Here is a 22,082-nt window from a genome sequence, read left to right as displayed (position 1 = left end):
GGATAAAAACGGATTTTGATTTAGCATAAGATAGAGCGAATTATTTTAGATGTTTTAATATAAAATTGGCGGCATAATCATTCAATTCTTCGATGCCAGGAGAAATGTTTTTCCCGCTAAAACTATGTCCTGCGTTTTTGATCGTTAACAATTCCACATCGGCTTTTTTCTTTTTGGCCACTTCCATCATATAGATAGAATTGCTGATAGGAAGTGTTTTATCATTATCACCGTGCAATAATAAAATAGGCGGACTTTTTTCGGTTAAAAGTTCGGTAGGACTCAGTAATCTTGCCAACTCTGGTTTTTCTTCTAAAGGAGCGCCTAACAAACGAACAAAAAGAGTTCCATCGGCAAAAATAGAATTGGGTCTGATGTCCGGATTCAAGCAAGAGGTAAACGGAAAATAAGAAACCACACATTTGAATTTAGGCTTTACTTCCGAAAGTTGGGTCTCTCCTTTAAAATCAGCATCAGCGCCTAAAGCGGTAATCAAACTCAAATGCCCTCCTGCCGAGCCACCCCAAACGCCGTATTTATTTTCGTCTAATTTGTATTTCTTAGCATTTTTCAATAAAAAACGAGCTGCATCTTTAGCATCCACCGCCGAATCATAAGCAGTAGAACCGTTCTTAGCCAAACGGTATTCGATTGTGGCGCAAATTACTCCTTTGTCTACCAAACTGCGTAAGGTTCCTAAAAAAGGTTTTCCAAAAATATTAAATGGAGAACCACCAGCCCAACCACCGCCATGTACATACAGCATCCACGGATTTTTAGATTTCATTTTATCAGCATCGGGATAAAAAATGACCATATCTAATACGGCACCATTTACTGTTTTGTACACCACCGTCTCTTTATTAGCAAAGGAATCTAGGATTTCTTTTTCTTCTGGTTTTTGGGCTAATGCCGTTAAACTGAATAGAAAAATTCCCAAAACCACTAAGGAGGTAGTAAAGTTTTTTAAATGATTGTTTTTCATTATGTTCGTTTTATTTAAATTTTAGTTGCACTTGAAATTCGTTTCCTACCACGCTTTAGATGGATTTTAAATCGCCAATTCGAGTGATTTTAAAGTAAAAAGTACCTATTTCTTTTTTATCGCCATCAATAAACCAAGAACTCATTGCGGTTTTTCCTTTGGTAAAATTCCCTTTAAACAAAACAGATGTTGCGTCTGCCGAAACGGATTTTTCTTCTTTCCAAGCGCCAATTTTAAGCACGGCTGATTTGAAATTCATTGCTTTTCCTTCGGATACAGCGTCAATATAAGTAGTGGCTTTTCGACCTGCCACGCCTTCATTGATTTTCAATCCCGATTCAAATGGCCAACGACTCACTTCAATTTCATACACGCCATCGCGATCAAAATTTAAAGTAAATTCGCCCCCAATAGGATTTAGTTTTCCTTCTCTGATATAATCCTGATTCCACGGAATTGTCGAATCGTGTACGTGTTCGTCATGACAAGTAATTTCAACTGGATTTTGTTTTTCAGAACCTACAATGATTTCGGGAAAAATATTGAATTCGGTTGAAACCGAGCTCCACCATTCTTCATAATACCCACGCATTTTCGCTACCACATCTGGAAATTGAGCGGCGATATTGTTGTTTTGACCTGGGTCTTTGGAAATATCATACAATTCGGTACCGTTTACCAATCGCATTTTATCCGACATCACGGCACTTTTACGCCATTTGATTGGCTCTTGTACTCGTTGGGAATCGGTGATTAAATAATCGCGTTTGAAAACCGCATTTTTATCTAATAATAACGAAGAAATATCACTTCCGTCCAAGTCTAATTTGGGCATTTCCAACTTACAAATGGTCGCTAGCGAAGGCAAAACATCCAAATGGGCCAACATATTATTCACATCTCTACCACCAGAAATTTTCTCCGCAGGATACGAAATAAAGAAAGGAACCCGATGTCCGCCTTCGTATTCGCTGTTTTTAATCCCTTTCATATTGGCATTATAACCGTACATTTTTCCATTGGTTTCTTTGTAACCGCTGGCTGTTCCGTTATCGGTCATGTAAATAACGATGGTGTTTTCGTCCAGTTTCAACTGTTTCAATTTGTCTTGAAGTCTTTTGAAATTATCATCGACATTGGTAATCATCGCATAAAACTTTTTCAACTCCTCAGGAATCGCTTCGTTTTTGTACTTGTTGTAATAATCGGCCGGCACATTAAACGGAAGATGAGGTGCATTGGTCGCGATGTAGCAAAAGAAAGGCTTGTCTTTGTTGGTTTCAATGTATTTCATGGCTTCGTCAAACCACACATCGGTACAATAGCCTTTAACTTTTTTAGGCACGCCATTTTCTAAATAAGTATCATCAAAATAATCATTATTCCAATAATCAGGGGTTTGCCCTACGCCACCGCCGCCATGGATCAACGTATGTTTAAAACCTTTGTCTTGTGGACGTGACGGATAACTATCACCTAAATGCCATTTGCCAAACATGCCTGTTTCATAGCCGTTGTTTTGAAACACATTGGCCATCGTCACTTCTTTTTCACGAAGTATAGACACCCCGCCAATGGTATGCCACACTCCGACTCTATCGGCATAACGCCCCGTCATCAACCCCGAACGCGAAGGTGCACAAGTAGGTGCGACATGGAAATCGGTTAGCCGAACCGACTGTTTGTAAAACTTATCAATATTGGGCGTTTTTACGATTGGGTTTCCGGTACATCCCAAATCGCCATAGCCCTGATCATCGGTAATTACAATAATGACATTGGGTTTCTTTGTGTTTTGAGCCGCTGTTTTGGATGCCTGGAATAACAAAACCAAGCCCAAACACCAGAGTCCTTTTGGTATATAATTTAATTTCATTTATGGTATTGAGCTAGTGATTGATTTATTTCCAAGTGATTTTTGCTTTTCGTGCCTCCGTATCCAACCACACACTGGCGTGTTCGAACTCGCGAGTAAATTCCCAACCATCCGCTTTTACACGATTAAAAGCGCCTTTAGGACTCCCTAATGGTTTTTGCAACGCTGGATAATCGACTAAGTTTCCGTCTTCTAAATTCCATCCCCAGTTCCATTGAAAATACGAATAGGGTTGCGCGCCAATCAGGTAACAAGCATGGTAAAATTCCAGCTGCTCATGTGATTTCTGTTCAATTCCCGAAGTTCCAGTTGCGCCCATGGTGATATCGGCTTTGCCTTTTCCTTTGGCACCAAAACGGTAAATGGACATTTTTCCAGCCTTGGCAATACGCTCCATATCTTCCCAATCTTTCAGCAATCGTTCTTTGCTCATCACCTCTTCGTTATAATGCTCAAACATAAACGCATCGCAAGAAGGAAAAACTTCCTTGGTGTTAGCCGCATTGTTGCCCACCAAAATTTTGTTAGGCCCCATTTGTTTTTTCAATTCGGCCATCATTTCGCCTTTGGCTTTGGCAATTTCGGCTAATTTATCTTTTGGATAATCTGCCTTGGCATCCACGTTCATACGGTCGATAAAAATTCCATCAGCTCCTGAAATACGAACCCCCTCTGCTGCTGAAGCGACCCACCATTTGCGGAAATCGGGATTCAAGGCTTCAAAATAATAGGTAAAAGCAGGACCGTTTGTTTTTTCCATGAGTTTTCCGGTCTTTGGATTAATGGCTAAGAATTTGGTTAACTCTGGATTTTTAGCAATGCCTTCTGGCGTAAATTCTTTATTGAATTGGGTAAAAGGCCAAGCCACATACGAATTGTAGTAGAACAATATTTTAATTGATGGTTTTTCTTTATGAAACGCTTCGACCTCGTGTTTGGTTCCTAAAACCGCATCACCCAATTGCTTGTAAGCATGCGATTTTTCCATACTAATAAAATCACTTCTCTTTGCAATAAACTCCACCTCTTTTGGTTCTAACACTCGATTTATATCCCCAAAATGATAATACATAGGTGTGGTTTCCCAACTGAATTTTGGAAAAAATTGTTGGGCTTTAAAATTCGACCCGTCCGTGAGTTGGAATGTTTCTTTTTTTTGTGCGTGTGAGCAGAGGCTTATTAGAATTAAACTAAAAAATGCCAAAACTTTACTATGTTGATTTGAGAACGATTCTATTTTATTCATCTTAACTTTATGTATTAAATGCGATTTTACTTTTTTTGATTCCAAAGCGGGTACGGATCATCATGGGCTTTCATTTGCTCTGCCAACAACGCTTCCATTTCGGCTAATTTTTTAGCGTATTTAGGATTAGTTGCTAAATTGGTTTCCATTTCGCCTTTTTTATGATGCTCTGGTAAATATTCGTTTGGATTTTCTTTTAAATTAAACAATTGTGTTTCTCTCACTGTGCCATCCATCACATCATATTTAATTAGCTTCCAGTCTCCTCTTTTAACCGTGCGAATACCGGGTTTTGAACCTCCTGCATACACTCCATACATTACGTCGCGAACTACTTGTTTTTCACCTTTTAAAACAGGTACAAAACTTTTGCCTTCCACGGTTTTCGGAATTTCAATTCCCGCTAAATCGCATAAGGTAGGCAATACATCCAAGAGATAAATATTACCCTCCACACGTTTTCCTGGCTTGATTCCTGGGCCTTTCACAATAAACGGAACTCTCCATGTATGTTCGTATAAATTTTGTTTCCCCATCAAACCATGTTTAACAATAGACATCCCATGATCTGCAGTATAGATGATATAGGTGTTTTCTAATTCACCCATCGCTTCTAGTTTTTTTAGCACTTTTCCTAATTGAATGTCTATGTTTTCGCTGCAGGCAAATTCACGTCCTACTTCATTTCGAATGGTTTGTTCGTCTCTATTTTTCCAAACCCCACTTACCTTTTCTTCATCACGAAGATCTACGTGACCGTGAAAAAAAGGATGTTTGGATAAATAATTATCTGGTAATTGAGGTTGTTTTGGATTGGCAGGCGGTAAACTGTTTTGATCTTTGTGATTAGTTGCTCCGTATTTTGCCAAAAGCTCCGGTGTTCCATCGCGCGTATCGTGTGGATGAGAGAAACCAAAATAGATAAAGAATGGGTCTTTTTCTTTTCCTTGTTCTCTATCCGCTAAATATTCCAATACTTGTTTAGAATGCCAGGCGCTGCCAGACTCTTCTGTCCCTCCTCTTTTAGTGGCGTCTTTAACGACAGTAAATTGTTGGTTTGCTGCTGCGTAAGAATTTCCTTTTTTGCAAGTGCGCATGGTTTTATATCCCGCTCTATTGAATACCGCACCAATCGTTTCTTGTTCTAATCCAACAGGTTCATCAACATTTTTGTGCCCCGCACTAGGAGGCAAATGCCATAAGGTTCGTCCCGACATAATCATGTGGCGTGAAGGCGTACAAACCGCTCCCGTAGCCGCTCCCATGTGGCGCGCGCCATCGAAAATTATTCCTTCTGAGGCCAATTGATCAATATTGGGTGTATCTAAAATAGATTTCGCATTGTAGATTTTTAAATCAAAAGGCGATTGGTCGTCTACCAAAACAAATAGGAAATTTGGTCGCTTTTTTTCGGTTGCTTTTTTTTGAGCAAAACCAAAACTTAGGATTGCCAGTAAGCTGATTGTTAATAGTGTTTTCTTCATTATTTATTTTTTATCATTCATTTTTATAGTATGAGGAAATCCCTCTGGCAGAGGCGGAATAACCAATACCCCTTTAGGATCTGGAGTTCTATTGGAAGTTGTATTGACATCTCCATACCAGTACATGCCTACACCATAGCCCATATCGCATTTAGTTCCACTCCACACTTCCATATCCAGAACTAATGAACTTTCAAAAGGCATTCCATCCAAAGCACGAGTACGCGTTTCCGTACTGTATCCCGACGTATTTTTTTCGTTTGTCGTCTTTGGATTTAGTTTATTATATACATACGAACGAGGTTGTGCATGAAAAGGATGTTCATAGAACTCGGTGCTTCTACCACCCCAAGAATAGGCATAATAATCCTCCGTTCCTGTTCCAAAAAGCGATGGGAAATCTTCACCATCCACCCAAATTTTTTCATCACCTTCTCCCCACCATTTCGCTACGGGATTCATAATCGTCAAAGCATCACCCACATAAACGCCACGGCCTTTCAGACTCACATAATTCCAATCAGAAAACGGACGCGTTGGCACTGGATATTGTCCGCGCCAAGCCGCATTGAAATAGAGGGTTTGGGCATCCCATTTGTACGCTCCAACCCTTGCTTCTAACTGTACATCCACTGATTCTTTTCCTAAATTAACTACTGTAATTTTACCCGATTTTTTATAAGGCATCACCCAACGGCAAGACATTGTTCCATCAGCATCTACCGTTTGATTCCAACCTTGCACTGGATTTAACCCAATGCCTGTACCAAAGAAATCACCAATAGGCGTCCAAACGGTTTGTTGCCCATCAAATTCCATTTTCAAAACTACCGAACGGGTAACTGCTGGATTTTTATAATCGCCTAATTTTAGCACCAAAGAACGGACTGCGCCTTCGCCGGTTGGTAAACTAATTGATGCTTCTTTATTTGTTTTTACGCTTTCTTTTATCGCTACTTTTTTTCCTTCCTTCGTGTTTTGAGGGTTCAAAAGTTCTTTTCCTATTTTTTCAATAAGGGGTTTAGCATTATTAAAATCCTTCATTGTAAACGTCTTTACAGCAGTGCCTTGATTGTATTTTTTGTAGGTATACTGGAAAAAGAAAGGTTGTTTCAGAGCTGTTATTTTACAACTTTTTGCATAAGGAATTGGGAAAAACGAAACTCCCGAACGCAAGGATTGATGGGCAAATGGATATGGAAAAATACCTGTGCCGTCAAAAAGGCTAATCATATTTCCTTCCAATACTGGCTTAGGATTACCGTCTAAATAAATGCGAATAATAATATCACTGCCTGGTTTCAATTGATCGAGCCACGGAGACCAAACACGCACAATAGCACCGGGACCCGAATCTTCCATCATTACCCATTCTTTTTCACCTTTATTCTCCTCTATTCGGATAAAATTGATACTCTTTTCTCCTTTATTAAAATCATTATTTGTAAACCAGCCTACCGTATCTTTAGGTGTTTTGGAAGCTCTATTGTAGCTGCTCGCTTGCTTTAATCTGAAATTATTTTGGGGAAAACGACTAATAGCATCTCTATTTACCATTTCGGTTAATAATGATTCGATAGAAACCTGCCCTTGGGCAGACATCAGAACCGATACCCCTAACGCCAATAAGCAAAAAAATTTTTTAATTTTCATTGTTTTTCTGACAGTTAATAGATTTAAGCAACTAATTTACAGGCGTATATTGTATGCTAATACTTCCGTTGGTCAGTTCTTTTTCAAAATCAATTCCTATTCTATAAGCGGTACCACCTTCTCGCAAAGCTTTTACTGGAACTTGCTCGTCAGTAATTTTTATCTTCCCACCTTTACCGATGATTTCGGCCTTTACTTTTTGATTTTTTGTTGTCAAAATAACCGTGTGATTATCCAGAATTTCATATTTGGCATAGGTCATAATCGCTGTACCAAAAGGTACTGGCTTGGCTGCTGAGAACTGATCTTCTACCGTAATGCTTCCGATGCCCGATTTATCGTTCGTCATCGTTCGCAACAATGTAGTTAAGACTGGAATTTGATAAGCAGGTTTAATATCCATCACCAATTTATCAGAATGGGTTGTGAAATCAGTAGCTGTTATGATTCCTCTAAACTCGATTCCGTTGGATTGAAGGGTATTGCTAATGCGAGGAACCGGATGCCCCCAAGAGCTGCGGGCTTTATTGTCTTCAGAAAAAGCGCCCGCCGTATACGAAGGTGCTCCAATATCACCCGCTATAATATCACTACCCAATACTAAGCTATAGGTTCCTACATCGCTATGGTTGTGGTTCTCGGCATTATGCCCTGCTTTAATCGCAATCGAAAAAGGGTTGGCTTGTTTGCCGCGTGAAATAAGCATTCCCATATCATCAAAATAAGAATGGTCGGGCAAGGTAGTCGCTGTATTTTTGGAATTTACCTCAAAAAGGGCTGGTTTTTCCCAAGCAATTAATTGTTCGGCAGCTTCTTCCATTCGTATTTCCGAAGGCATAATTGCGCCATAGTGTTTTGCCGATAAAACATAAGCAAAGTTGCTTCCGCTTTTGGATATAGTCGAAACTCCATCGGCAAAAGGAGCGCATCTGGCGTTTTGAATTTCAAATCGCTCTGGGAAATTGCCGATATTCTCTAATTTGGTTGGATTATCTGCTTTAAACAAATCAATTTTTCCTCCGGTATAATCAGAAAGAATTTGGGCTAAATACAAATAATGCCCAAAACCATATCCCCAATACCCCAATCCTTCCGAGCAATAGCCATCGGCACCAAATCCGCTCAGGTAATATTTCATGCTATTCAAGGCACTGCCTACTGCTCCTATTCGCTCTTCGTAATTTTTTGAAGTAGTTAGAATAGTAAGCAACGAGCCGCTAGTACATACGGCATTCCAATTGCTGGTGGCTTTTATCCATTTGTTGTTTTCATCATTTGTTCGGCAGCTTTTTAAGTAATTATCCGTAATACGCCATTGCAATTGCTTTGTGATTTGATTTTTTACTTCTAACGATAATTTATCATCCAAAAGCGATTGGGTAAGCGCCAAAACACCTCCAAATTTTCGCGCTCCTAAATCAATTGACACTCTTTTGCCTTCCAAAACTCCATTTTCTTTATCATCGTGATTGGGATGCAGCCAGGATTTCATTTCCATGATAGCTTGCAAATAGGTATTAATCTGTGGCAGAAAACGTCCTTTGTTTTCGATACACTCGGCCAAAACAAAATGCTCTAAATGTTCCATCGAGCGGTAATAGCGGGGTTTATAAATGCCGCGATTTCCCTCTAAATTGGCCTTTCTATAAATTTCGTCCGTAATAGGCACTTCTGGCTTTTTGCCGATTAAGGCAAGCGATTCCGCCAAATACTCCTGACCTGATTTTGTCGCTGCAATTTTATTCCAATATCCTCTATCCTTAATAGTGGGCGCGGGTTGGAAAGTGGACTTCGGCATGACTTTTTTAAGCATTTCAATTTGCTTGTCCGAAGGATAAATGATATCGGCATTGGCCTGCTTAAAATAAGCAACCAAATCTAAGGTAGGCTCTTTAGGAAAGTTAAAACTAAAGACTTGAACGAAACACATCAAAAAACCGCAACAAAGGGCCGTTTTAAATTTTCTACTATTATTCATATAATGGGTTAGTTATTTATTGAAGCAATTTATTTGTTTTAAATAGGATTACATATAAATCATTATTCATCTTATATAAATCATAGCCGATTTTTAAGAACAAAAAGCCGAAAAGGGATTTGTTTTAAAATAACAAAGGCTTCAGCCGAAAGGATTCTTTCGGCCAAAGCCTTTACACTGCTGTAAAACTTTCTTTAGCTAACGCTAAAGGCAATTGCACTATGGCATCAATCGATATTGCCCTACACTCAATTGTTTTTCTTCTTTATTGTGAGTAATCGTAACAGGCACTTCGTTATGAATATACAGTTTCCCCGCTTTGCTTTCGACTACCACATTTCCTTTTTCTTTAGCACTAATGGTAAAATTCTTTGTTTTTAATTCGGTTCCATTTCCCATAAACAACACAAAATCACCATTTTTTTCTGTCCCAATCAAAGCATACGCTGCATTGGAACTCATACCATTGTATTTGGCCATTTGGTCGTGGGTCGAAGAGAAAACAAAATCTTCTCTACCGGATTTGTGCGTTACTTTCAGACCTGCAAAATCGCTACTTTTGTTCTCATCCTCAAAGCTTGAAATGTTGGCTATGCTTTTCCCATCAGCCGATGTAAATGGTTCGTAAACAGAGATAAAAGGATGGTTCCATGCCTCGCCATGCTGACGCGCTGCAAAAGTGAGGTAGGGTTCTTTTTCTACGTCATAAGGCAAACCGCCACCACCGCCATGATAGGCTTTGTTGGGTGGCGATTTTATAGTAAACACTTCTCGTCCTTCCGTTCCTTTCATCCACAAATTCATGAAAATATCTTCTTTTCCTTCGGGCATGTCAATTTTCCATTCTACCTGATAATCTTGGTTGGTTTTTACCGATTTTTTGTCCCACATATAATCAAAAGCATACAAATGACCGCCTGCAAAGCCCATTTCTTCACTTGGCGTAAGCTTTAAAGCCTTGCCAGACCCATCCGAGATTTGCATGCTTTGTCCTAGATTATGGTAAAAATAGTCGTGAAATTTATCGCCTTTGCGTTGTTTTTTAGAACGAAAAACATCAACATAATAACCCGTTGTTGCAGCTGTTTTGACGATACTCACCAAACGACTTTGATCGCTGCGGGTTTCGGGTTCTAAAAAATACACATCCGAATAGGTAATATTAGGGTAAAATCCTTGTTTTTGTTCTGATTTTGGATATTGTCCCATTAAATCAAAATCATGATAACTCAACATTTCCGTATAAGAGGAAACGCCGTCCACCATTACCGTGTTATGTGCCGGAAATTGCGAATAATATTCCAAATAAATCGGTTGCAAATAACTGGCCCCTTTGCCTGGATCACCGCCTTGCACAAATCCTTTTCCGTACAATTCCATGTTGATTCCGTTGGCATGCATATGATTTCCAAGTGAAGCATTTAAAGACACCATCATTCCATCTTTCCCAGTCCCCATACGTTGTACATGCCAACTCACATTGGGCGCATAAAATGTTTGGGTAATATAATCTTGAATGTTTCCGGTTTTAAATTTCGGATTCAATTCTAAAGGTTTACTGGCAAAAAACGAAGCTACCGCTACCTTTGCTTTTCTTTTATGCTCCGAATCTTCGTTGCTCTTTGAAAAGAGTCGGTACATGCCTGTAAATTCTTCTTCCAGTTTGCTGTCTTTGTTCTTTTGGGCAATGCGAATCATATCACTCATCGCTTCTGTTGATAGCGGTGCATAATTAGAGTCTCCAAACGCAACGGTTTCGCCATTAGGAAACAAATACTGCGGCAGCATTTTTACTGCTTTAGGGATCACAGGAGTATAAGGCAATAGATTTTCGTCGAAAGTAGTGTCAAAATCCCTGATAAAATTGGTTAAATCTTTGGTCACCCCTTGTGAATAACCTGGACATTCCGCCCAAACACCATTGTTTTTATCATACCCATAATCGATAAACTTGGTTAGAGACCATTGTCGAGGCGAAGTCACATTCAAGATATAATTGATATAATATTCGCGTCCTTTTTGGTCTTCATAATGCTTGTTATCCTGCAAAACCATAGCTGCTTTCAAGATGGTTTTGGCTTGGTGTAAGTTCCAATTGTTTTGTGGCACTCCATTTTTGATAATTTGGTCAATCCAACGTTTTAAAGTAGCATCGTACATTTTGATATCCGATGGATGTTTGGCTTCGATATATTGATGCAAATAGTCATAAAGCTCTGCAATATCTATCAACACCCCTTCGTGAATGACCTGAAAGTTTGTAAAACCCACCAAGGTTTGAATGTGTCCGTTCATCAAATCGATAGGTTCGCTTCGGTAGGACATCCCTTCCATATAGGTATGAAAAATATCATGAGAAAATTGGGCAAAACGCTCGTCATTTTCCAACCAATACAAAAAAGAAGCCTCTTTGGCCAAGCCGATAATTTCTTCATTAATAGAGTAAATGGCTCTTCCGGTTTGTGCAATTTCAGCCCATTCAAACGGCGATCCTTTTTTACTCTTGTTAGGCAAATAAATACCTCGCGGATCATCCATATAAGGCATCACGTCTTCTAATTTTGGCTTTCCGTAGATACTAGTATAATCGCGAGAACCAACAAATTTAACGGTTGGTACGGGTGCTTCTCCATCGGCATGCGAATAGTTAATTCCGTTTACATAGACATTGGTCGCTTTCGTTTTCCAATACATTTGCAAACGCGACACCATCCATTCCTTATCTGTGACATGACGCTCTACATACTGATCTACATTTTTATGCAAGCCTTTGAGTACTTCTTGCGCCCAAGCTTCCTGTTTGATGGTTTTTTGAAGGTCTTTTTTTCCTTTTTGCGTGATATAAATGCGGGGGTAGCCTTGCTCTAACTGCTGCGGAAGCGGAATCTGTGCATGCGTGGCGGTACTTATGGAAATGAATGCTATTAGTAATAATGCTTTTTTCATCTTTTTTTGATCTTTCTTTTTGGTTTTAATTATCGTGCTAAATAAAAAGGCGATAAACGCTTTTTATTGGATTTGCTGCTTTTATGTTTTTAAACTCCCTTTTAATTCGACCTTCACAACACTTACTCTTTCCTCATTGCTTATCGATGGTATTGTAACAACAACACCTGCTGTTGTTTCTTCTTTTTTTAAGGATTTATTGGTCGAGAGAAGGCTTACTTTCTTGATTGTATTGGAAAATTTAGGCAATGGTATTTGGCCATTTGTAGGTCTTTTGAAAACCGAAAAATAAAGAATGGTATTCCCGTTTTGCTCTTTTTTAGTGCAGCGTCCCCAGTCTAGAATTCCAAACGGACTGGAAGTAGTTCCATTAATCGCTTCGCCATTCACTTTGAGCCAGTCCCCCACTTCTTCCAAACGCTGAACCGAACGTAATGGAATAATTCCTTCGCCAGTTGGCCCTACATTCAGCAACAAATTACCGCCTTTACTAGCAATGTCTACCATACTGTGTACCAACGAATCCGCTGATTTCCAATTGGTATCGGTTTTGTGATAACCCCAAGCTCCGTTCAAGGTCATACAAGTTTCCCACGGGTCTGGCTCACCGCCTACTGGAATTTTTTGCTCTTTCACGGCATAATCGCCCAAACGGTTTCCTACTCGTTGGTTTACAATACATTTTGAATCAATAGAACGTATCAAGGCAAGTAATTCCCGACTTTGGTCTAAAGTAATCAATTCGGGTGTGCCAAACCAAATAATGGCCGGATGGTATTGCTGCATCAACTCGGTAATTTGTGGTTTTACTTTTCGCTCAAAATATTTCGAAAAATCTTTCTTACCTTCCTCTGGAAAATCCCATGTATTACTGCGCCAACCGTCTTTTGAATTGCAATCGGGATCATGCCAATCGCGACCTAACGAATAATACACCCCAAATTTCAAATTTTGTTTGGCACAAGCCGCAGCTAATTCTTTGATTGGATCCCGCTTCCAAGGCGTTTGTTTGACAATATTATAGTCAATACTGGGGCTATCAAACATGGCAAAACCATCATGGTGTTTGGCGGTGATAACCATGTATTTCATTCCTGCATTTTTGGCTGTTTTAGCCCATTCATCAGCATTGAATTGAATGGGATTGAATTGAGTAGCAATCTTTTGATACTCGACAATTGGAATTTGTAAATTTCGCATCATGTGTTCTGAGCGACCGTCTTTTCCGTTCCAGAAACAGCCATCCTGAGCATAAATGCCCCAGTGAATGAACATCCCAAAACGGGCATCGTTCCACCATGCTAAGCGTTTCGCAACTTTTTCAGGAGACTCCTCTGACCTTAATTTATTATTTGCAACTGTATCGCCTGTATCAATAGTACCATCAGGATTCACTTGCGCCGAAGTAGTATAAGTCAACACCAAACATAAGCTCGCTAGTACAATCGTTTTTCTAAAAATCTGGATTTTTTTCATATACTTATTTGCTTTCAAAATTTTTAAGTTTTTTCATTTTGAAGAATACTAACTAAAAGACAGGGTATTTTGAAATGCATTTTTATAATGTCGATTTGTTTAATAAAGGTTCAATTATAGTTTCATTTTTCATTCCTGACTTCAAAAAAAAATAACATTGAATACAACAGAAATTGCTGAAACAATGTTATTCTATTTTAATGAAAATCCTTTTAAATCATGGTTCAATTCCTGTAAACTATGATTTTTTACGTTCTATTTTACTCAAAGGGCAGTCATTTTGGGGTTTTCGCTTGTTGTCTCCTATCGGAGGATGCACTATTTGATCATTTTTATGAAATTTGTAAAAAAATGGATGTTGTTCAAACTGTTCCTAAATCAATAATTCTCCACCATTTGATTTTATCATTCGGTTAAATTCAGATGGAAATTTTACATTTAATTCCCATCCGTTTCATCTATATATTTCTTGTCTAATGGAAATGGTATTTTGAAGGTGGGTTAAATTATGCAAAACGGTTTGCGACTTTGAGATGATGGGAATTCATAATCGCTCATTTTTCTGCTTTACGAAAATTTGATGCGAAACTGTAATTCCCCGAAATTCGCAAATGGCGTAAGAAGTGTTAAGGGCAGTATTTCCTAAAAGGTCTGATTTAACTCTCTTAACATTTGGATAGGAGTTAAATAATTTATTCCGAAATGCATACAAGGTTCAGGTATTTTAATTCTATTTCTTCTCAGTGGTTGGCTTATTTCATGTGTTACAATTATGCAATCGTTTTTCATAGCATAAGCAATTAGCCAAGGGTCAGCTAAATCTGTAGAAAGAAATTCGTCTTTGGCACTTTGTTGAAAATGAGGATGATTAGCAGTCCATTTTGCTATTTCTGAATATTTATCTACACATATTGTTGAATCACAGAAAAAAGAATTATTAATTGTTTGATCACACCATTGAGATAATTGGTCTTGATTAGAATTGTCACAAAGTTCTTTTTTCACTTTGTCAATACTTATTATAATGCCGCTCTCTGATAATTCAAGAAGTTTATTCCAAAAACTTGGAAAAACATCGAAAGGATAATACATTCTATGAGCTTGAATAAAAATATTGCTATCTAATAAATACTTTTTCATTAATAAAGATATTCAGTTACAAACTTATTATATGTTTCACCTTTTAAGTTTGTTAATTTATAAGCATCACGGTAAAGCAATTTGTTTTCTTTAACTGCATTATTAACAAAAGAAGCAAATCTTAAACTTACTCTTTTTCTTGCAGTTGCATAGAAATTCCCCCCTGAACCTTGATTACTTTTTTTGAATTTAAAATCTGCCATATACTGATTATAAAATTCGAGGAAATTGATTTTTGTAATCAGATTCAAATCTAATGCTCTTCGAGCAATTACAATTTGACTTACTTTAAAAATTCTACTAAGAATTCCAAAGTCCTTAACAACTTCCCATTTATTCATAAAAATAATCTCTGGAACTAAAAATTCAGCAGCAACTTTGTCGCAAAGAATTTCAATAGGGTCATTTGCTGGAATTAAGTTTTGATTATCAAATCCTGCACTCTTTCCAAGCCAAACATGAGCTAATTCATGAATTAATGTAAACATTTGTGCAGCTTTGGCATCAGCAGAATTAATAAAAAGGAAAGGAGCTTTACTGTTAACTAAAACAAAACCTCTGCATTCATTCACATCAATTACTCTTCGTGTATTTGTTCCTACAATTCCATTAAATGTCACAATAATCCCCGCTTCTTCAATTTGGTTTGTTAAAAAGTCAAGAGCTTGTTCCCATGTATTATGTTTACTTGCCCAATCCAAATCTAATTTTAAAATATTTCTAATGTCATTTACAATGACTTTATGATTATCGTCAATATTATATTTACCTATAAAATTAAGATTTGGAAAATCTAATTCATTTAGATATTCTGTAAGCCAATTTTGTCTATCTAGAATATTTTGGATTGTATGAAAAACATTTAAACTGACCTTGTTTGTTTCATTAACACTTCCAGTTCTAAAAAAAGGCAATGGGACCTTTTCAATTGGAGGATTTTCTAAAAACATGTAACCAAAAGGGACATGAACCTTATGAGTAAAATCTTCAAGTTGTTTTACTGTTGGATTTTTATCTCCTTTTGTCCAACTTTCGACATTCGGGTTTTGCTCATAGAATTCTTCAACGCTATTACCATTTCTGACGATAGCCCATTCTATAATATTTTTATTGATATTTTCAACCCTAGTACTCATGATACAAATCTAATTGTTTTTTTTAATACCGAGTATTGTGGGAATAATATTGCCCATCACTCGTTTTATACCCGCTACAAAGTAGCACCATCGATCCAAATTCGGGTTTATAGGCCACCCGGTAGCCTAATAGCTCCAAATATAAAACTAAAATTGTTACTATAAATCATCAGAAAGAAATTTATTACTCCAATTAGAATCGGTTCCTATCAGCAACGCCAATCGAGATGAAATCATAAAACGCCAAATAACAGTACGATTTGACACTAAAAACCTCCTGCTTTTTATTTTTTTCCCTAAAGCCTTATTGATGGCTGCTTTTGCCAAAGGTTCCATCACTTTATATCCTTCTAATTAGGATGCAGGGTATCGCGACCGTAATCTTTTTTCAAACCTTTTTCATCGTTTACCAAAGCCGAATTTTTTTGAAGTTCGGTTAAAATGTGCAATGTTCCTGCGCTACATGCAGGCTGGAATTATGGAAACCTAAACTTTCGGCTAAGAACAAATTTCCAAATACAAAATCATCTTCAAATTAAGCCAAATGCCCAGCTTGCTTGCAGCGTGTGCTATGTAAGGTTCCTTATATTCTACTTTTTAAATCCATCATTCCATGAAGAATTCTTGCAATTTCTATTTCGGTTTTTGATATAATTGAGTAGAAAATAATATGCTCACCTGATTTAAAACCTAATATTCCTTTAGTTACTATATCATAGTTTCTACCAAGTTCGGGATTATTTGCTAAATCCTTACATGATGCCATAAGTAATTCGTAATACTTCTCAGCTTGAATTTCAGACCATGTTTCGATTGTATAATCCCAAATTTCAGACAAGTCATCAACAGCTTTATTCGTTAAATAATATTTAGCCATTTGATTTTCTTCTTGCTTTTAAAATGTCAAGATGTTTTTTTGCATCAAAATCTACTGCACGTCCACTTTCAATTCCATCATTGATTGCTTTTCTTAAAGCTACAATTTTATTTTCCTCATCTTCTAAAAGTCGAAGACCGGCTCTGATAACTTCACTAGCGTTATTAAATCTTCCATCATTTACACTTTGTTCAATGAAACTTTCGAAATGATTACCAAGCGATATAGAAGTATTTCGTCCCATAATTTTTTTTGCTAAGTTACCAAAAACTGGTAACTTTTCAAATTATTACGTTTTTTTATGGAATGTCAAATATTTCATTATACCCGCTAGATAGTAACGCCATCTACCCAAATTGGGTTGTATAGGCGTTACTCGGAAGTATTAGAATCGGTTCCTTTCAGTAACGCCAATCGAGCTGAAATCATAAACACCCATTAACAATACTAAAATCCCCTAGATTTATTTTTCTCCTAAAGCCTTATTGATGGCTGCTTTTGCCAAAGGTTCCATCACTTTATACCCTTCTAAATTAGGATGCACGGTATCGCGACCGTATTCTTTTTTCAAGCCTTTATCCTCATTAACCAAAGCCGAATAATAATCCAAATACACTAGTTCGTTTTTTTGGGCATAGCTTTGAAGCAAGTTATTTAGCTCCGTGATTTTCGCAACGGGTTCAATAGAAGGACTCCAAGAATAACTGCTGGCCGGCAATACCGATGCTACTATGACTTTTATGTTATGGGCTTTAGCCAATTCGGCCATAGAAAAAATATTTTCGGCAATTTCAGCTACAGTAATTGGCCCTGTGTTACCCGCAATGTCGTTGGTTCCAGCATGAATGACCACTGCTTTCGGATGCAATTGAATCACATCTTGTTTGAATCGCAACAGCATTTGAGAAGTCGTTTGTCCGCTAATACCGCGACCGATGTAATTGTTTTGAGTAAAAAAATCAGGATCAAAATCGACCCATCTTTCGGTGATGGAATTCCCCATGAACACTACGCTATTCTCCTTCATTTCGTTTTTTTTGAGATCGCTATTCGCTAATTTATATTTATTCAGATTCGCCCAATCGTCATTCGGAATTAATTGAATTTTGACTACTGTAACTTCAGCGCTCCTTGCCTTTTCTGGCAAAAAAATAGTCAGTTTTCCGTCGATTAGTACTGTTTTTAGTTTTTTTGATGGTTCCGCTAGTAACGTTGCCTGTCGTGGTTTAATCGCTCTATCAATTACTAATTTACCATCTTCTGGCCAATGCATCACATTCGCCAACACAAAACCATCTTCGGTAGCGGAATAGGTTCCCCAGTCAGGTTTTGCATAAGTGATATGCTGTGCCACTGTAGTACTTATTTGAAATACAAAGCCCATGGCAATCATTAAAAATTTCTTGTAAATTTTCATTCTGAACATTATTTTCGTTTGTGTAACTATTGGATTTTTATGAAAAAAAAGGCAAACAACTCATCGCTGTTTGCCTTTTTTAAGCTACCGAATGCTTTTATTATTTAGCCAACTCAATTTTCACAACCGTAACGGGAGCGTCTGGAGACATCATTGGTACATCTACCACTACTTCGCTTGAAGTTTTTAGTGCATTCAACGCTACTCCTGGATTCGTCAACAAAGTCACTTTTTTGAATTTAATGTCTTTATTTAGTTTTAACAATCCATCTTTTGGCCAGTTAAAAACATGAGCATATAGTACATCGCCTTTTTTAGTATAGCGTCCCCATTTTGGTTTTTCGTAAGGACTGGCCGAAGCGCCATAAATAGCTTCTCCGTTTTTCTTGGTCCATTGTCCCATAGCCTCTAAACGGCGAATACTTTCTGCTGGAAATCTTCCGAAACCGTCAGGACCGATGTTCAATAAAAAGTTACCGCCTTTAGAAACAATATCGACTAATTTTTCAATTAAATCTTCACTGCTTTTCCAATTCGTATCGGATGGTTTATAACCCCAAGTGCCATTCATTGTCATACAAGCTTCCCAATCAGTAGCAATTCCTGTATCTGGAATTTCTTGCTCAGGCGTACCAAAATCACCCGCAAACTGTCCCGGTTTGTTGTTCATTCCGTCCATTCCGGTTCTTCCTTTATCGACTCTATTGTTTACAATCGTATTCGGCTGAATCTCACGAATGAAATTGTACAATTCTTTCCCCATCTCCGTCGTATAATCTGAAATCCAATCGCCATCGAACCAAACCACGCCTATATCGCCATAGTTCGTTAATAATTCTTTGACCTGAGGTTTCATGTAGTTTTTAAAATATTGTGGAAATTCAGGATTCACTACCGATGGATCATCATGTTGAGCAATGTTATAATTAGGATACAAATTGCCTTGCGCTTGCGGATGATGCCAATCTACAATCGAATAATACACACAGAAAATAATCCCTGCTTTTTTACAAGCGACAGACAATTCTTTGATCACATCCCTTTTGAAGGGTGCCGTATCCATCACATCATAATTAGATACTTTTGAATCCCATAACGCAAAACCTTCGTGGTGTTTTGAGGTAATGACAATATACTTCATCCCCGCGTCTTTGGCCATTTTTACCCAAGCATCGGCATCAAACAAGGTAGGGTTGAACATTTTAGGAAACTGTTCGTAATCCTTCACGGTATAATCCAGTTTGTCCATGGCCCACTCTGCGCCACCGCCTGCAATTTTAGTACCGCGTTCCCCCCCAATAATCGAGTAAGCGCCCCAATGGATGAACATTCCAAATTTGGCATCGCGCCACCACGCCATACGCTCGTCGTCGGACAGCTTTTTTACTTTTGATTTACTTTGAGCAACTCCCGTATTTACATTTAATAACGTAACTAATACAAGAACTACTAATCGATTAACTATTTTCATTTTCTTTTGTTTTTAAATTGATTCTGGGTTTATTTTGTTTTAATAGTGATTTCTTTTTCGGCTTGATTTCGCATAACTACCAAAGCCAGTTGGTCTGTTTTGTTTTCCAAATTAATTTTGAAAAAATCTTGTACGTTTTTGACTTTCTTGCCTGCTGCTTGTAGAATTACATCGCCTTTTTTGATGCCATCATTTTTTACCGCTGGACTTTGATTCCAAATACGCAATACAATTACCCCTTCTGGCGAATTTAATCCATAAGCGGATTGTTCCTGCTCTGAATCGACACTTTTAAGGTTATTGCGCAACCAAGCCACCTCTGGACTGCTTTTCTTTTCAGATGGATCTTTGATTACGGGAACTTCGGGCGTTTTGGCTATTTTTTTGAAAGCTTCTTTTTGAACCCCAAACTGATCCATCGGGAAATTTTTGAAACCAATTTTTAACGCAGGTGAATTAGCTGCCACGCTAAAATCCATTTGGGCGGGATTTTTAAATTTTGGATCGCCATAGGCACTGTTTTTATCCCTGCCATACAATTGCGATTTCATCATCGATTCTTCATTTGGAAAAAAATTATAATCCATCTCTTTTCCCCAACCCAACAAACCTACATCCTGGTACGCATCGCTAACAATGTTGTGTTTGAAAACGTCTTCGCTTTTGGCAAACCACACATGCGGATGCAGTGAATTGTTGACCATGATATTATTCTCGGCCACACGGTAAAAACCTTCTCTTAATTTCAATCCGCTATTCAACAATAAGTTATTGTAAATATGATAATTCGACGAACCATCATCTAAATCGATATCCCAGCCGTGGTCACAACGAAAACGGTTGTTGCGGATAATCGTTGTTTTAATCGCATCCCACTTGGGCATGTTCGGATTGGCGGTGGTTAGACTATCCATCACATTGCGTTTGGGGTGCCAAAAACGATCCCTGCCCCAAGAATTGAACGAACCGTGATCGCTGGTTTCCAATACCGTATTGAACACATCATTAAATTCTAAAATATGACCTCCCCAAGTCCCATCGCCAATATTGATTCCTGCTCTAGGCACATCGTAAATACTGTTATGACTTACGGTAATGTCCATAGCCATCGATATTTGAACGCCTGCAGTTTGTTTTTCGGTTCTACCTATTCGGTGAATTAAATTATCTTTGACCAAGCATTCACGCGGATACAATTCGTTTTTAGGTCCTGAAAGTGTATCCATTTCGGCCATAGGCACAAATTTTCCGTAATTGAACGAAGGGGAACGCACTGCCGAAGCATCTCCAACAAAGGAAACCGCACTGGCGCCATTATCGTGAATATGGTTGCCTGTAATTTGCAATCCTTTGTTGTATTTGCTTGCCATGATGACATTTCCGCCTAAATAAGCAAATTCGCTGTCCTTGACCACGCAGTTTTCGGTTCCTTCAAAAAACAAGACACTACCACGGTAAATAGACCAATCGCTGCGCAATAATGGCTCAAATTTTTCCAGAAAGGTACGCTGCGTATGACTAAAGGTAATTCCGCTAATGGTTACATTTTTCACTGGATTTTCCAATGTGCCTACTAACTGAATCAAATCTTTTAGTACAGATACTTCGATTTTCGCATCTGAAAGCGCTACTTCTTTTGTTGGCCAATAATATAATAGGTGTTTTTGTTTATCCAAAAACCATTCGCCCGCGCTGTCTAACTCTTCAAAAACGTTTTCCACCATACGGTATTCTTCGTGTGGTTTAGAACCTCGGTTGTTTTGTTGACCGCCCTCTAAAATAGCTGTTCCATCTTTGTTTACGCCGGTGATAACGTAATGAAAACCGCCCCATTTACCGCTATGCAGTGCATGAAAATAAGCGCCTTTGGGATTTTTCCAAGTAGCGATGCGTTCTTTCGAAATGGCATCGGCAGCAAAACCTTGCCAATACTGCGCTTTTTCGTCATAATTGGGATAACGCGCTAAAATTTGAGGTTTGTTATTGACAACCAATTGGTCGAAATCCACATTTTCAGGAACTGCCGTTACATAGATGTTTTGGTTGTATTTTTTCCATTTTGTTTTCAGCACCACCGAACCTTTGATGCTCACTTCTGAAGCATCGGTTCCTTCTATTGTCAGTCCGCTTAAGGCGGGTGGAATCACAATCGCTTCGGCCAAGCGGTATTCGCCAGGTAAAATATGAATTATAACTGCGGCATTTGCCTCTTTTGCTTTTACATGGCTTGCTTTGGCAATGGCCGCTTGTAAGGTTTCAAAAGGTTTTTCCTTGGAACCATCGCCTTTTGTAGTGCTTTTTTGCGACACATAAATCGTCACCGATTGAGGCGGTATGGCGTATGAAATACACAGCGCAAAAAGAGCCATTATCGTACTTATTCTTTTCATTTATTGC

Annotated in this window: 15 protein-coding genes; all 15 read right to left on the bottom strand. The window is 38.2% G+C overall.

Annotated features, from left to right (window positions below; genetic code table 11):
• Window positions 1–40: 40 nt before the first annotated feature.
• The gene (locus GXM17_RS14650; RefSeq protein ID WP_163400071.1) at window positions 41–985 is read right to left on the bottom strand and encodes a prolyl oligopeptidase family serine peptidase; all 945 of its coding nucleotides are present in this window, start codon (window positions 983–985) and stop codon (window positions 41–43) included.
• Window positions 986–1,040: 55 nt separating this feature from the next.
• Window positions 1,041–2,861 carry an arylsulfatase gene (locus GXM17_RS14645; protein ID WP_163400070.1) on the bottom strand — a complete coding sequence of 607 codons (1,821 nt, stop codon included), beginning with the start codon at window positions 2,859–2,861 and terminating at the stop codon, window positions 1,041–1,043.
• Window positions 2,862–2,886: 25 nt separating this feature from the next.
• Entirely contained in the window at window positions 2,887–3,903 is a 1,017-nt protein-coding gene (locus tag GXM17_RS14640) for a putative glycoside hydrolase (protein WP_208796446.1), read from the bottom strand.
• Between the two features lie 230 nt (window positions 3,904–4,133).
• On the bottom strand, window positions 4,134–5,591 hold the full coding sequence (locus GXM17_RS14635) for a sulfatase family protein (protein ID WP_163400068.1): 1,458 nt from the start codon (window positions 5,589–5,591) through the stop codon (window positions 4,134–4,136).
• A 3-nt stretch (window positions 5,592–5,594) separates the two neighbouring features.
• Window positions 5,595–7,244, bottom strand: a complete 1,650-nt coding sequence (locus GXM17_RS14630) for a glycoside hydrolase family 172 protein (RefSeq protein WP_208796445.1) — start codon at window positions 7,242–7,244, stop codon at window positions 5,595–5,597.
• 31 nt (window positions 7,245–7,275) lie between these two features.
• Window positions 7,276–9,222: a heparinase II/III family protein gene (locus GXM17_RS14625; protein WP_163400067.1), complete on the bottom strand. Its 1,947-nt coding sequence runs from the start codon at window positions 9,220–9,222 to the stop codon at window positions 7,276–7,278.
• Window positions 9,223–9,441: 219 nt separating this feature from the next.
• Window positions 9,442–12,168, bottom strand: coding sequence for an endo-acting ulvan lysase-like protein (locus GXM17_RS14620; RefSeq protein ID WP_163400066.1), 2,727 nt, complete (start codon window positions 12,166–12,168; stop codon window positions 9,442–9,444).
• 81 nt (window positions 12,169–12,249) lie between these two features.
• The gene (locus GXM17_RS14615) at window positions 12,250–13,644 is read right to left on the bottom strand and encodes an alpha-L-fucosidase (protein WP_163400065.1); all 1,395 of its coding nucleotides are present in this window, start codon (window positions 13,642–13,644) and stop codon (window positions 12,250–12,252) included.
• A gap of 642 nt (window positions 13,645–14,286) precedes the next feature.
• The gene (locus tag GXM17_RS14610) at window positions 14,287–14,784 is read right to left on the bottom strand and encodes a DUF4411 family protein (RefSeq protein ID WP_163400064.1); all 498 of its coding nucleotides are present in this window, start codon (window positions 14,782–14,784) and stop codon (window positions 14,287–14,289) included.
• Entirely contained in the window at window positions 14,784–15,920 is a 1,137-nt protein-coding gene (locus GXM17_RS14605; RefSeq protein ID WP_163400063.1) for an ImmA/IrrE family metallo-endopeptidase, read from the bottom strand. The genes GXM17_RS14610 and GXM17_RS14605 overlap by 1 nt, the downstream gene beginning before the upstream one ends.
• 583 nt (window positions 15,921–16,503) lie before the next feature.
• A complete protein-coding gene (locus GXM17_RS14600; RefSeq protein WP_163400062.1) occupies window positions 16,504–16,797 on the bottom strand; it encodes a type II toxin-antitoxin system RelE/ParE family toxin in 294 nt (97 codons plus the stop codon).
• Window positions 16,790–17,041 (bottom strand): type II toxin-antitoxin system ParD family antitoxin, encoded by a 252-nt coding sequence (locus GXM17_RS14595; protein ID WP_163400061.1) that lies wholly within the window; start codon window positions 17,039–17,041, stop codon window positions 16,790–16,792. Before GXM17_RS14595 ends, GXM17_RS14600 begins: the two co-directional genes overlap by 8 nt.
• A gap of 219 nt (window positions 17,042–17,260) precedes the next feature.
• Entirely contained in the window at window positions 17,261–18,214 is a 954-nt protein-coding gene (locus GXM17_RS14590) for an SGNH/GDSL hydrolase family protein (RefSeq protein ID WP_244307408.1), read from the bottom strand.
• A 100-nt stretch (window positions 18,215–18,314) separates the two neighbouring features.
• Window positions 18,315–19,685, bottom strand: a complete 1,371-nt coding sequence (locus GXM17_RS14585; RefSeq protein ID WP_163400060.1) for an alpha-L-fucosidase — start codon at window positions 19,683–19,685, stop codon at window positions 18,315–18,317.
• A gap of 29 nt (window positions 19,686–19,714) precedes the next feature.
• Window positions 19,715–22,075, bottom strand: coding sequence for a PDZ domain-containing protein (locus tag GXM17_RS14580; protein ID WP_163400059.1), 2,361 nt, complete (start codon window positions 22,073–22,075; stop codon window positions 19,715–19,717).
• Between the last annotated feature and the right edge of the window lie 7 nt (window positions 22,076–22,082).

Source organism: Flavobacterium fluviatile (genome assembly GCF_010645065.1).
GTDB lineage: Bacteria > Bacteroidota > Bacteroidia > Flavobacteriales > Flavobacteriaceae > Flavobacterium > Flavobacterium fluviatile.
This window is presented reverse-complemented; position numbering and strand designations above follow the sequence as displayed.

Coding starts and splice junctions, on each gene's coding strand:
- GXM17_RS14625 (WP_163400067.1), bottom strand. CDS start 9,222: ATGAATAATAGTAGAAAATTTAAAACGGCCCTTTGTTGCGGTTTTTTG.
- GXM17_RS14650 (WP_163400071.1), bottom strand. CDS start 985: ATGAAAAACAATCATTTAAAAAACTTTACTACCTCCTTAGTGGTTTTG.
- GXM17_RS14635 (WP_163400068.1), bottom strand. CDS start 5,591: ATGAAGAAAACACTATTAACAATCAGCTTACTGGCAATCCTAAGTTTT.
- GXM17_RS14605 (WP_163400063.1), bottom strand. CDS start 15,920: ATGAGTACTAGGGTTGAAAATATCAATAAAAATATTATAGAATGGGCT.
- GXM17_RS14615 (WP_163400065.1), bottom strand. CDS start 13,644: ATGAAAAAAATCCAGATTTTTAGAAAAACGATTGTACTAGCGAGCTTA.
- GXM17_RS14645 (WP_163400070.1), bottom strand. CDS start 2,861: ATGAAATTAAATTATATACCAAAAGGACTCTGGTGTTTGGGCTTGGTT.
- GXM17_RS14610 (WP_163400064.1), bottom strand. CDS start 14,784: ATGAAAAAGTATTTATTAGATAGCAATATTTTTATTCAAGCTCATAGA.
- GXM17_RS14580 (WP_163400059.1), bottom strand. CDS start 22,075: ATGAAAAGAATAAGTACGATAATGGCTCTTTTTGCGCTGTGTATTTCA.
- GXM17_RS14595 (WP_163400061.1), bottom strand. CDS start 17,041: ATGGGACGAAATACTTCTATATCGCTTGGTAATCATTTCGAAAGTTTC.
- GXM17_RS14630 (WP_208796445.1), bottom strand. CDS start 7,244: ATGAAAATTAAAAAATTTTTTTGCTTATTGGCGTTAGGGGTATCGGTT.
- GXM17_RS14590 (WP_244307408.1), bottom strand. CDS start 18,214: ATGAAAATTTACAAGAAATTTTTAATGATTGCCATGGGCTTTGTATTT.
- GXM17_RS14600 (WP_163400062.1), bottom strand. CDS start 16,797: ATGGCTAAATATTATTTAACGAATAAAGCTGTTGATGACTTGTCTGAA.
- GXM17_RS14620 (WP_163400066.1), bottom strand. CDS start 12,168: ATGAAAAAAGCATTATTACTAATAGCATTCATTTCCATAAGTACCGCC.
- GXM17_RS14585 (WP_163400060.1), bottom strand. CDS start 19,685: ATGAAAATAGTTAATCGATTAGTAGTTCTTGTATTAGTTACGTTATTA.